Source organism: Segatella paludivivens DSM 17968 = JCM 13650 (assembly GCF_000373185.1).
Taxonomy (GTDB): domain Bacteria; phylum Bacteroidota; class Bacteroidia; order Bacteroidales; family Bacteroidaceae; genus Prevotella; species Prevotella paludivivens.
Window position 1 is genome coordinate 37,919 of record NZ_KB890640.1, and the last position, 14,095, is coordinate 52,013.

The following is a 14,095-nucleotide window of genomic DNA, read 5'->3' on the forward strand; positions in this document are numbered from 1 at the left end:
ACANCACGACTATTGATGGAATAAAAGTTGATGGTAGTTTTGGTCAAGGTGGCTATGGATATTCTGGCACGGATGCTGGTGGAATTGGTGGCGGTGGATGGTATGGTGGCGGCGGATCTGTTTATGTTGGAGGTGCTGGAGGTGGTTCTGGGCACTTAGGCTCAAATCTTATCAGTGGAACAACAGGAATGCAAAATGGCATCCGCCCTGGCAACGGTTATGCCAGAATAACCTTTGTTTCAGCTAATTAAATACCTATTTCCATTCTTTTCTCTTCTCTCGCGGAGAGAAGAGAAAGGATTGAGTTATGATAAAAAAGTTTTTGCGAGGTATAAATTTATCACTTTTATTATTAATTATTATTTCTACGTTTTCTTCATGTGCAAACGAAATGAATATTTTTGAAGGAAATAATAACAAACAAATTAGCTTTTCTATATCTGTACCTGTATGGAAAAATACAGATTCATTGGAAACGACGAAAACTTCACGTTCTACACCGATTACGGATACATCGTTTGGTACAGATAAAAGTTTTAACTTAATAGCAGACCAAAATGACGGAGCAGGCAACTACAGTACATTGATAGATAAAGAATCTGTATCTTTCACTAATAATATATGGCAGACAACTCCTTCTCATTATTATTGGTCAGGAATAGCAAATAAAATTGTTAATTTCTATGCATACTACCCTACAAGTATTTTTGGTAATATTTCTCATACAGCAGGCTTTGCTCCAACTTTATTATATACTGTCCCTTCTGATGCTAGCAACCAGATTGATATAATTACAGCAATTAATCCAAATATATCAGGAAGTACAGTAACATCCACATCTTTAACTTTTAAGCATATATTTGCAGCAGTAAAGTTCGCTGTAGGTACTAGCGGATTGCCTAGTGGAACTATTAAATCAATAACGATAAATGGGATAAAGAATTCAGGCACATACACTTTTGGAAGTGGATGGACTCTTGGTTCAACAACATCATTATTTACAGCATCACCATCTACGATAATAACAGGATCAGCCGGCTCAAGTATTACATCTGATACTTATACTTTGATGATGATTCCTCAAGCTTTCAATAATGCAACTGTATCATTAGCTTACAATAATGGTACTACTTTTTCTACAACAATATCTGGCACATGGAATGCTGGTGGAGTTTATACTTATAATCTTTCTAAAACAATAGTTTTTAATTATGGTTACACTGGTGCATTTCAGACATTTATAGCTCCATACACAGGTACATATAAAGTTGAATGTTGGGGCGCATCAGGAGGAGATATAAATGGATTTTTAGGAGGCCATGGCGCTTATACTACAGGAAATATAAGTTTGCAAAAAGACAATGCAGTATATATTTATGTAGGACAACAAGGTAGTACATTAGTAGCAACATCCACCCCTTTTAATTCTGGTTCTAATTTAATCAACGATAATGCCCAATATCAATGGGGAAGAAATGGAGGTGGAGCATCAGATATTAGACTTACATCAGGAGCATGGAATGATTTTAATAGCTTGAAGTCTAGAATAATGGTAGCTGCAGGCGGCGGAGGTGCAAATAACAGAAACTGTACTGAAATAGGAAGTACAACAGGACCGTATTATGGAGATGGAAATGGTGGCTATGGTGGTGGACTAATTGGTGGTGACGGAACAACAGAAAATCATATAAATCCATTAAGTAATGTTGTTGGTGGATATTATACTGATACTGGTGCGACTCAAACGGCTGCTGGCTATAGTACGGCATACTTGCCATATACAAATAGTGGATATGGAGGTGGTTTTGGATTCTCTAATGGAAATTATCAATCAGGAGGTGGTGGTGGATATTATGGAGGTGCAACAGTTGCCCATTGTGGTGGTTCTGGTGGTTCGTCATTTATATCTGGTTATACAGGTTGCAATGCTATTGCTCCATCATCAACATCTGATAATATTATACATACAGGTTCGCCTAATCACTATTCTGGATATGTTTTTACAAATTCACAAATGATTGCCGGCAATACTTCTATGCCAGGACCTACAGGTGGAACAGAAATAGGACATACGGGCAATGGCTATGCCCGAATAACCTTCGTCTCAGCTAATTAAATACCTATTTCCATTCTTTTCTCTTCTCTCGCGGAGAGAAGAGAAAGGATTGAGTTATGNTAAANAAGTTTTTGCGAGGTATNAATNTATCACTTTTATTATTAATTATTATTTNTACNTTTTNTTCATGNGCNAACGAANTNAATNTTTTTGNAGNAAATAATAATAAACAAATTAACTTTTCTGTTTCGGTGCCAGAATGGAAGAATACTGATTCATTGGCAACTACGAAAACTTCACGTTCTACACCGATTACGGACACCTCGTTTGGTGCTGATAAAAGTTTTAACTTAATAGCAGATCAAAATGATGGAGCTGGTAGCTATAGTACATTGATAAATAGTCAAGCTGTTAGTTATACCAATAATATATGGAAAACATCAAAGGATTATTATTGGTCAGGAATAGCGAACAAAACTATAAGCTTTTATGCATACTACCCTACGAGTATTTCTACTAGTATTACTCATACGGTAGGTTCTGCTCCTACTTTATCATACACTGTCCCCAATGATGTCAGCAACCAATTTGATATAATAACTGCTACAGGAACTAATGTTAGCGGTAAAACTAATACTTCTACACCATTAACTTTTAATCATATATTTGCAGCGGTAAAGTTTGCAGTTGGTACCAACGGTCTACCTAGTGGAACTATAAAATCAATAACGATAAATGGAATAAAGAATTCTGGGACATACACCTTTGGGAGTGGATGGTCTCTTGGTTCAACAACTTCATTATTTACAATATCACCATCTACTACAATAACAGGTACTAGCGGAGAAAATATTACATCTGATGCTTTTACATTAATGATGATTCCTCAAGTTTTTACTAATGCAACCGTTTCATTAGTTTACAATAATGGCACTACGTTTTCTGCTAAAATATCGGGAACATGGAATGCTGGTGGAGTTTATACTTATAATCTTTCTAAAACAATAGTTTTTAATTATGATTACACTGGTGCGGTTCAGACATTTACAGCTCCATATACAGGGACATACAAAGTCGAATGTTGGGGAGCACAAGGTGGCACCATTCCGAATCAAAATTTTGCTTATCCAAATGGTGGACTTGGTGGATATACGTCTGGTAATATTAATTTATTATCAGGAACAATATTGTATATTTATGTTGGTCAAAAAGGATCTTTACCAAATGAAATGTTTAGAACTTACAATGGAGGGGGCATGGGAGCAGCCAATGATGGTGCTTGTTCTTCTGGCGGAGGTGAGACTGACATTAGAATCATAGGTGGTGAATTTAGTGATTTCAATTCGATAAAATCAAGAGTTATGGTTGCTGGTGGTGGTGGAGGATGCGAAAGATCTTATCTAGCAGGTGCAGCAGGAGGACTTATTGCTTATAACAGCAATAACACAAGCACAAATAATTTTATTGTGAATCAAACAAATGGTTATCGTTTATGTTTTGGTGAAAATGCAGACTTAAGCATAACTGCTAGTGGAGGTGGAGGTGGTTACCAGGGAGGTATAACTGGTGATGCTATAGGTATGGGGACTTTATATCTAGGCTCCACAGGCGGAAGTTCTTTTATATCTGGACATAATGGTTGTAATGCAATAAATTATGATAAAACAATAACTGGGACAAGAACTGTAAACTCGGTAAATGAGACTTATGATATATGTTCATTTACTGATCAAAGTATTCTTTATATAAATGGAGTCTCTTATGTTTTTAATAATACCAAAATGATAGATGGACAGGGATTTTCTTGGACAGATATAAAAGGAACTTTATTTGGTATGCCTTCACCTGTTGGTGGAACTGAAACGGGGCATACTGGCAATGGATATGCTCGTATAACCTTTATTTCTGCTAATTAAATAATTGTTCTCTATCATTTTCTCTTCTCTCGCGGAGAGAAGAGAAAGGATTGAGTTATGATAAGAACGTTTTTGCGAGGTATAAATGTATCATTTTTATTATTAATTATTATTTTTACGTTTTCTTCATGTGCAAATGAAATGAATATTTTTGGAGAAAATAATAATAAACAAATTAACTTTTCTTTATCTATACCCGAATGGAAAAATACAGATTCGTTGGCAACTACGAAAACTTCACGCGCAATGCCAATTACGGGTACATTATTTGGTACAGATAAGGCTTTTGGAATGATAGCTGATGTTAGCGATGGAAGTAATTATACAACAGAAATAGATAAAGAGGTAGTCTTGTATAATACTGTAAATAAAATGTGGGAAACGACAGCTGATCATTATTGGCCTGGTACAGATAAAACGGTTAATTTCTATGCATACTATCCAACGAGTATCACAAATGGAACCATAATTCACACGGCGGGTACAACACCAACATTAAAATACACCGTTCCTGCAGATGCAGCCACACAAGCAGATATAATGACATCTACAAGTACAGGAGTATCTGGAACAACATACTCCTCAACGTCAGTTTCTTTTGAACATATTCTTGCAGCAGTAAAGTTTACTGTTGGAACAAGTGGGTTACCTAGTGGAACTATAAAATCTATAACAATAAGTGGAATAAAGAATTCTGGGACATACACTTTTGGAAGTGGATGGACTCTTGGTTCTACATCATCATCATTTACAGTATCGCCATCTTCTGTAATAACAGGAGCCGCAGGAGCAGATATTACATCTGGTACTTTTACAATGATGATGATTCCTCAGTCTTTTACAAATGCAACTATAATACTTACATATAATACTGGGACATCATACAGAAAAACAATATCGGGGAATTGGACGGCCAATAATATTTACACATATAATTTGTCAAAGTCTGTAAATGTTGGTGATTATTATTATAGTGATGGAACCTGGGGGGCTATATCTGAAAATCCTCAAAAAGTACCAATAGCAATTATTTTTAGCAATATAACAAGTGAAAAGGATAAAAAATATGGATTCACACATGGTTATGCTATGGCATTAAATAATACGAATGCACCGAATTGCTGGTCTTTATCACAAGGCTCTTCTGACAATATGACAATAGAATCATCTAACCTTCAAACAGATTATGATGGTTATGATCATTTTCTACACATATCTACTAACAAAGGAGCTTTAGTATATTCTGCAACAAATTATCCTGCATTTTATGATGCAAGAAATTATAATGTTGTTGCACCAAGTAACTCTAGTGGGTGGTATCTCCCTAGCGTAGGGCAATGGTTTTTATTTATATCTAATATCGGAAAAAGCTCTGATGTAACATATAACTTTGATAATCAAACGGGATCTTATAACATATATTGGACTAATTATGCTTCTATCAGTTTTATTATAGAATCAGTAGTTAAAAATACAAACTCTGATACTTTTGTTGGTTATTGGTATTGGTGTAGCTCTGAACAAAATTCTAATTATGGTTCACTTACAAATATTTCATCAAACAGCGTTTATACAGGAGGTGCAGATCCACACAAAGGAAGGAATCCAGATGATTCAGAGAAACTACGTTCTGTTATTGCATTTTAATATGAAATAGATTTATTACCATTTTATAAATATCCAACAATAAATAATATTTCTATAGAATCCCCCTAAATAATATTAGATGAGTGTTGATTCTCAATCTTTTCTCTTCTCTCGCGGAGAGAAGAGAAAGGATTGAGTTATGGGAAAGAAGTTTTTGCGAGGTATCAATGTCTCACTTTTATTATTAATTATTATTTCTACGTTTTCTTCATGTACAAACGAAATGAATATTTTTGAAGGAAATAATAATAAACAAATTAACTTTTTAGTATCAGTACCCGAATGGAAGAAAATAGATTCGTTGGCAACTACGAAAACTTCACGTGCAATGCCTGTAGGAGGCTCTTCATTAAGCACTTCCAATACATTTAACTTAATAGCAGACCAAAATGATGGAGCTGGTAACTACAGTACATTAATAAGTAGTCAAGCTGTTAGTTATAGCAATAATATATGGAAAACATCAAATGATTATTATTGGTCAGGAACTGCAAATAAAACTATAAGCTTTTATGCATATTATCCTAGTACTATTAGTAACGTTAATCATACAGCAGGCTCTTCTCCAACATTATCCTATACTGTTCCTGATAATGTATCTGATCAAATAGATATAATGACATCAACAAATAATAATGTTAGTGGTAATACTAATTCTTCTACTCCATTGACTTTTAATCATATATTTGCTGCAATTCAATTTTCAGTAGGAAGTAATGGTATTGGCAGTGGGACAATCTCATCAATATCAATTGGAAGTGTAGCCAATTCCGGAACATATATCTTTGGTGGTGGTTGGTCAAATGTAACAGGTTCCAAAACATTTACTATATCACAATCAAAGTCAATCGCAGGAACATCAGGAGAAGACATCTATTCAGGTATTTATACCCTAATGATGATACCTCAGGCATTTAATAATATAACAATAACTGTGACTTACAGTAATGGAGGGACACTTACTAAAACTATATCAGGATCTTGGGAAGGAGGAAAAATATATAATTACAAAGTATCTTATATATCAAGGACTTTTGATTATAGCGGCACTATTCAAACCTATACTGCTCCAATTACAGGCACATACAAGTTGGAAGTATGGGGCGCACAAGGTGGCGGAGGCGGATATGGTGGTTATTCATATGGCAATTTAGCTATAAAGAACGAGTGCGGAATGCAAAATGGCATCCGCCCTGGCAACGGTTATGCCAGAATAACCTTCATTTCGGCTAATTAAAAACCTGTTTTCAGTCTTTTCTCTTCTCTCGCGGAGAGAAGAGAAAGGATTGAGTTATGGTAAAGAAGTTTTTGCGAGGTATCAATGTATCATTTTTATTATTGATTATTATTTCTACATTTTCTTCATGTGCAAACGAAATGAATGTTTTTGAAGGAAATGATAATAGACAAATTAACTTTTCAGTATCTGTACCTGAATGGAAAAATATAGATTCATTAGCGACTACGAAAACTTCACGCGCAATGCCTGTAGGAGGAACTTCTTTAAGCACTTCCAATACATTTAACTTAATAGCAGACCAAAATGACGGAGCTGGTAACTATAGTACATTGATAAATAGTCAAGCTGTTAGTTATACCAATAATATATGGAAAACATCAAATGATTATTATTGGTCAGGAATAGCTAACAAAACTATAAGCTTCTATGCATACTATCCTAGTACTATTAGTAATGTTAGTCATACAGCAGGCTCTTCTCCTACTTTATCCTATACAGTTCCTGATAATGTTTCTGATCAAATAGATATAATGACAGCTACTGGAACTAATGTTAGCGGTAATACTAATTCTTCTACACCATTGACTTTTAATCATATATTTTCAGCCGTACAGTTTAATATAGGTAGTTCTGGCATGCCTAATGGTACTATCACAGGAATTTCTTTAAATAATATATTGTATAATGGAACATATAACTTTAATGGAACATGGACTCAAGATGCAACTACAAAAAAGTCTTTTTCACAAACCGTATCATCTTCAACAACTGCGGGTACAACAATAACATCAGGTGCAACAACTTTTATGATGATGCCTCAAACATTAGGTAGTGATGCAAGTATAACCGTTACCTATAGTAATGGTGGCACACTTACGAAATCAATATCAGGTACATGGACAGCAGGGAACATATATACATATAACATTTCAAAAACAATACCTGTAGCAAATTTTGGTTATACTGGTAGTGTTCAAACTTATACAGTACCACTTACAGGAACTTATAATCTTGAAGTTTGGGGTGCGCAGGGTAATGATGGATCTTTGGGTAAAGGAGGATATTCATACGGAACAGTTTCACTAACAAAAAATACTATACTATATATTTATGTTGGTGGACAAGGAGGCAATCCAACATTTTCTGCTGATTATTCTTATAGCGTTTCTGGTAAAAGCATAGGTGGAACAGGAGGTTATAATGGTGGTGGAAAAGGTGGTGATGGATATCCTACGTTTGCAGCCGGTGGTGGTGGTGGTGGTGCTACACATATTGCTAGGACAACTGGTCTATTAAGTGCATTGTCAACAAATCAATCTTCTGTTTTAATTGTTGCTGGTGGTGGTGCATCAACATCTTATAGCGGCACTGGTGGTAGTGGTGGCGGTACGAATGGCATATCGTGCGTTAATGCTTATTATACAAGTGCTGGTGGAGGACAAACTTCAGGATTCCAATTTGGACAAGGTCAGGCTGGGTATACTAAAACTGCATATGGAAGTGGTGGCGCAGAAGGTAATGGAGGTGCTGGTGGTGGTTGGTACGGTGGATATGCATGCCAGACAGGGAGTGGAAATAGCACGAACATCGGTGGAGGAGGAGGATCTGGCCATATTGGATCTGGAGTAACAGGATCTACAATAGCTGGTAATACTTCTTTTACAGATTATGATGGTACAGCTGTTACCGGACATGCGGGCAATGGTTATGCAAGAATAACTTTCGTTTCAGCTAATTAAATGCCTTTTCCTATTCTTTTCTCTTCTCTCGCGGAGAGAAGAGAAAAGAATGGAGTTATGGGAAAGAAGTTTTTGCGAGGTATCAATGTGTCATTTTTATTATTTATTATTTCTACATTTTGTTCATGCGCAAATGAAATGAATATTTTTGAAGAAAAGAATAATAAACAAATTAACTTTTCGGTGTCTGTACCCGAATGGAAAAATACAGATTCATTGGCAACTACGAAAACTTCACGTGCAATGCCTATAGGAGGCTCTTCATTAAGCACTTCCAATACATTTAATTTATTAGCAGACCAAAATGATGGAGCTGGTAACTACAGTACATTAATAAATAGTCAAGCTGTTAGTTATACCAATAATATCTGGAAAACATCAAAGGATTATTATTGGCCAGGAACAGCAAATAAAACTATTAACTTTTATGCATATTATCCTAGTACTATTAGCAATGTTAGTCATACAGCAGGCTCTTCTCCTACTTTATCCTATACAGTTCCTGATAATGTATCTGATCAAATAGATATAATGACAGCTACAAATAATAATGTTAATGGTAATACTAATTCTTCTATATCATTGACTTTTAAACATATATTTTCATCCGTACAGTTTAATATAGGTAGTTCTGGTATGCCTAATGGTACAATAACAGGTATTTCTTTAAATAATATATTATGTAAGGGAACTTATAACTTTAATGAAACATGGACTCAGGATGCAACAACAAAAAAGTCTTTCTCACAAACCGTATCATCTTCAACAACTGCCGGTACAACTATCACATCAGGTGCAACAACTTTTATGATGATGCCTCAAACACTAGGTAGTGATGCAAGTATAACTGTTACCTATAGTAATGGTGGAACGCTTACTCAATCAATAACTGGTACTTGGACAGCAGGGAACATATATTCATATAACATTTCGAAAACAATACCTGTAGCGAATTTTGCTTATACTGGTAGTGTTCAAACTTATACAGTTCCAGTTACTGGAACGTATAAGTTAGAAGTTTGGGGAGCACAAGGAGGACAAGGAACACAGACAACTTCAGGTAAAGGAGGATATTCATGTGGCACAGTTTCACTAATCAAAAATAAGGTTTTATATGTTTGCATTGGTGGACAAGGATGTCTTCCTACTTATTCTTCTGATTATTCTTATGGGGTATCAGGTAAAAGTATAGGAGGTACTGGTGGATATAATGGCGGTGGACAAGGAGGCGATGGATTTACTGCATATTCTGGTGGTGGCGGTGGTGGCGGTGCGACACACATTGCTACATCTAATGGTTTATTAAAAGAATTATCATCAAACCAGTCTTCTGTTTTAATAGTTGCTGGCGGAGGCGGTTGTTCTTGGGTTAGTGGATCTGTCGCAGATGGTGGTGGACAAATTGGTTTATCAGCTAGTTTTGCAACTTACACAAGTGTTGGTGGTAGCCAAACATCAGGTTATCAATTTGGACAAGGCCAAAATGGTTCTTCAAAAATAGGAGTATGGAATTGTGGTGCAGAAGGTAACGGAGGTGCTGGAGGTGGCTGGTATGGGGGATATGCATACCAGATAGAAAATGGAGAAAATACAAATGTTGGTGGTGGAGGAGGATCTGGTCATATTGGATCTGGAGTAACTGGATCTACAATAGCTGGTAATACTTCTTTTACAGATTATGATGGAACAACTGTTACCGGACATGCGGGCAATGGTTATGCAAGAATAACATTTGTATCAGCAAACTAAATATATATATGACAGAATAGAAATATTTTTGTGATAAAAAACATCATGTGAATTAGAAACTATCAATCTGTATCATAAAGCTTATACAACGTTTCCTTAATGAAATTACAGCCAAAATCTTAACAATAACAATAAAAATTTGTTTTTTATTTTGTATTGTGTTTGACTTGTACTACCTTTGTCATTATGAGCAATACATTTATTCCTGATGCCAGCCAACAGAATGTGATAGATATCGATAATGGATATCATTTGGTATTGGCGCCTCCTGGATGTGGTAAAACGCAGATATTAGCATGTAGAGTAGGGCAAGCACACGCTGCTGGAATCCCATACAGTGAAATGCTTTGTCTAACTTTTACCAATCGTGCTGCTCGTGGTATGCAACAGCGTATAAATGATAATATAAACGATGATACGTCAGACTTGTTTGTCGGTAATGTACATCGTTTCTGTTCACGCTATTTATTTGATTCCGGTATTGTGGCGGCATCATCCTCTATAATTGATGATGCCGACGCATTAAGTATAATGTGCCAATATACTAATGATGACGAACAAGAAGTGGCTGCAAGTTATAAGCGCATGCGAGAATATAACGAGGCTATATTCCTTTCACATCTGATGTATCAGATAAACCATAATTATCCACGTGACCTCAGACTTCATGCTGATTGCTTAAATAGTGACGATGTCAAGGCACTTGACGCTATTTGTAAATCACATAAAATGCTATTTACAGCAAAGTCTATGAATGACATTTATATGAATACCGACTTCTATAGAGACAGTTGTAGTGACCTCGGTATGCAACAGATGATATATGTGACGTTGAAAAAAATGCAGTTGGCTCGCAACTATGAAAAATACAAGGAAACAAATAATCTTCTTGACTTTGAAGACATATTATTATTGTCTTATGATAGTTTGAAGAATAAGTCTTCTGATGCATCGAAAGAATGTAAATCAAGATATTCGTGGATTCAAGTAGATGAGGTTCAGGATTTAAATCCTCTACAATTAGCCATTATAGACCTACTTTCTCCGCAAGAAGAAAATAAAAGAGTTGTGGTATATCTAGGTGATCCGCAGCAATCAATATTTTCATTTATGGGGGCTAAAATGTCAACATTGGAATTACTTCGCAACCGCTGTAAAGGGAATATACACACTTTGAGCCATAATCACCGTTCTCCAAAATATCTGCTTGACGCATTTAATGCTTATGCAGTTGAAACTCTGAATATATCACCAGACATCTTACCAACCACAGATTATGTTCCACAGACTATAGGTAATGAATTGCAATTGTATCAATCAGAAACGATAGATACAGAATATCTGGATGCAGCGCAGCAAGCAATAAGACTTGGTACAGAATCGCCTGAAGATACAACTGCAATTATCGTTAGTTCTAACCGCGATGCCGATGCTGTAAGCAATGCCTTGAAGAATATGCACGCAAGTCATTTCAAAATATCAGGTGACGATTTATTCTCTTCAGCGCAGGTAAAACTTCTTTTTGCGCATCTCACGATATTATGCAATGAACAAAATTTCATAGCATGGTCACGACTGCTAAACGGAATGAAAGTTTTTCAGACCACAACAGCCGCACGTAATTTCGTTCAATCATGTGCGGACCGTGCAATGCTACCATTGGACTTTTTGTTGTATGACGAATCCACTTATATACAGCAGTTTGTCAGTGCTTATGAGACAAAAGAAATAACAATCTTTGATACAGAAACAACAGGATTAGATGTTTTCAATGACGACATATTGCAGATTGCTGCCGTAAAGATACGCAATGGAAAGATTGTAGAGGGTTCGCAGTTGTCAATTTATATAGAAAGTGACAAGCCTATACCTGAAATGCTTGGCGATATTGTAAATCCGATAATAGAGGAAAGAAAACATCAAAAGTTACTTTTACGTAAGGATGCATTCTGCAAATTTATGGATTACATAGGAGACTCTGTTCTGTTAGGTCATAATGCCGACTATGACATCAATATATTAAAAAACAATCTCAGGCGGGAATTTGGAACAGAAGAAGTCAATGAGAAACTAATGTTACCATATATAGACAGTTTACGGTTGATAAAACTATTATGTCCACAGTTACGCCAATACAAATTAAAATACTTGTTAGAAATGTTACATCTTGAAGGCGAAAACAGCCATCTCGCTGATGCTGATGTTGATGCAACACGAAATCTTGTGGCATATTGTTATTCCAAAGCAAAAGATATTATAGATAGTCAGCTGCAGTTTATGCAGCAGAAAAGAGTAAAAGACAGAGTAAAGACGTTGCGTGACCATTATGGTAAAATATATGGAGAAACACGCAGCATGCTTTGGAGAGAAACTGGCGATGAAAAAATATTGGTATCTAAACTGAAACAGATGTATGATAATCTTTTGGCAGCTGATATCATTCAACCATTAGATAATATCGCATACATATTTAATTATATAGCATCAGACATAATAAATTCTGCTGATAATACAGCTTTGATAACTCAATTGAGTAATCACATGCTTGAAATCAATACTTTGAAAGAAGCTGATTTGTGCGGTAGTGATACGATAAATGAAAAAATATTCGTGACGACAGTACACAAGGCAAAAGGATTAGAGTTTGACAATGTAATCGTCTTCGATGCAATCGAAGGCAGATATCCTAATTATTATAGTAAGAATAATAAAACAATGCTTGATGAAGATGCTCGAAAGTTTTATGTTGCAATAACAAGAACCCGAAAGCGACTCATCATTATGCAGAGTTGCTTCCGGGTTGATTATCATGGATATAGGCAACCTGTGCCTCTTACCCGATTTGCCGATCCAATAAAGAAAAGTTCAAATATATGGTCGGTTGTGTCAAACAAAAATAAAGAGTGATTACATTGCGAAGATGTTGAAACCACCGTCTACAACAGCTACAGTTCCTGTAACGAAAGCTGCAGCATCACTCATTAGATACTGAATCGTACCGCAAAGTTCTTCTGGCTTACCCATACGACCAAACGGAGTTTGTCTGATAACATCCTTTCCACGCTCTGTATAACTTCCGTCAGGATTTGTAAGCAAAGCACGGTTTTGTTCTGTAATGAAGAAGCCTGGAGCAATAGCATTTACACGAATTCCTTCGCCAAATTTCATTGCGGTTTCATGAGCCATGTATGCTGTGAAATTACTAATTCCTGCTTTTGCTGCAGCATATCCGCAGACACGTGTCATTGGACGGAATGCAGCCATGCTTGAAAAGTTGATTATACTTCCCTTGCCCTGTTCAACCATAGGCTTAAGAAATACCTGCGTTGGAATAACTGTACCTGTAAGATTTAGGTTTAAAACTTTCTGGAACTGTTCTGGATCCAAGTCAAAAAAGTTTTGGTCAGGACCGATAACGGCACCCGGCTGGTTACCTCCGGCAGCATTCAACAATGTATCAATGTGCCCATATTTTTCTAAAATATCTTTGCAGTTCTGCTCAACAACCTCCTGATTCATAACATCAGTTTTAAAGAAACAAGCGTCACCGCCCGCCTTCTTTATATCATCCACAATAGCGTTACCAATCTCTTCTTTGCGACCTAGAATTGCAACTTTTGCACCATTCTGTGCTAAATATTTAGCTATGCAGCGACCCAGAACACCTGTTCCGCCTGTTATAACTACAACGTAGTCTTTTATATCAAATAGATTTTTCATTATATATTTTTATATTACTTGTTTTTGC

Annotated in this window: 7 protein-coding genes and 2 pseudogenes (1 of these 9 only partly in view); 8 read left to right on the forward strand and 1 reads right to left on the reverse strand. The window is 36.0% G+C overall.

The window, feature by feature from the left end; all coding sequences use genetic code 11:
* The 8 genes and pseudogenes from B045_RS0106580 to B045_RS14380 form a co-directional block, all read left to right on the forward strand.
* Positions 1-251 (forward strand): annotated as a pseudogene (locus tag B045_RS0106580) (fimbrillin family protein) (it extends 1,471 nt beyond the left edge of the window).
* A gap of 56 nt (positions 252-307) precedes the next feature.
* Positions 308-2,116 carry a fimbrillin family protein gene (locus B045_RS14880; RefSeq protein WP_081618605.1) on the forward strand — a complete coding sequence of 603 codons (1,809 nt, stop codon included), beginning with the start codon at positions 308-310 and terminating at the stop codon, positions 2,114-2,116.
* Between the two features lie 56 nt (positions 2,117-2,172).
* Positions 2,173-3,972: a fimbrillin family protein gene (locus B045_RS14885; RefSeq protein WP_081618606.1), complete on the forward strand. Its 1,800-nt coding sequence runs from the start codon at positions 2,173-2,175 to the stop codon at positions 3,970-3,972.
* 57 nt (positions 3,973-4,029) lie between these two features.
* The gene (locus tag B045_RS0106595) at positions 4,030-5,619 is read left to right on the forward strand and encodes a fimbrillin family protein (RefSeq protein ID WP_081618607.1); all 1,590 of its coding nucleotides are present in this window, start codon (positions 4,030-4,032) and stop codon (positions 5,617-5,619) included.
* Positions 5,620-5,758: 139 nt separating this feature from the next.
* Positions 5,759-6,781, forward strand: a pseudogene (locus B045_RS0106600) (fimbrillin family protein); the annotation flags it as partial.
* 131 nt (positions 6,782-6,912) lie between these two features.
* The gene (locus B045_RS0106605) at positions 6,913-8,598 is read left to right on the forward strand and encodes a fimbrillin family protein (RefSeq protein WP_081618608.1); all 1,686 of its coding nucleotides are present in this window, start codon (positions 6,913-6,915) and stop codon (positions 8,596-8,598) included.
* Between the two features lie 57 nt (positions 8,599-8,655).
* On the forward strand, positions 8,656-10,347 hold the full coding sequence (locus tag B045_RS15785) for a fimbrillin family protein (RefSeq protein ID WP_154650119.1): 1,692 nt from the start codon (positions 8,656-8,658) through the stop codon (positions 10,345-10,347).
* Between the two features lie 186 nt (positions 10,348-10,533).
* Positions 10,534-13,254 (forward strand): 3'-5' exonuclease, encoded by a 2,721-nt coding sequence (locus B045_RS14380; protein WP_018463487.1) that lies wholly within the window; start codon positions 10,534-10,536, stop codon positions 13,252-13,254.
* Here B045_RS14380 and B045_RS0106620 read toward each other — a convergent pair whose 3' ends face one another.
* Complete coding sequence (locus tag B045_RS0106620) at positions 13,255-14,067, reverse strand: SDR family oxidoreductase (RefSeq protein WP_018463488.1); 813 nt, start codon at positions 14,065-14,067, stop codon at positions 13,255-13,257.
* Positions 14,068-14,095 lie beyond the last annotated feature (28 nt).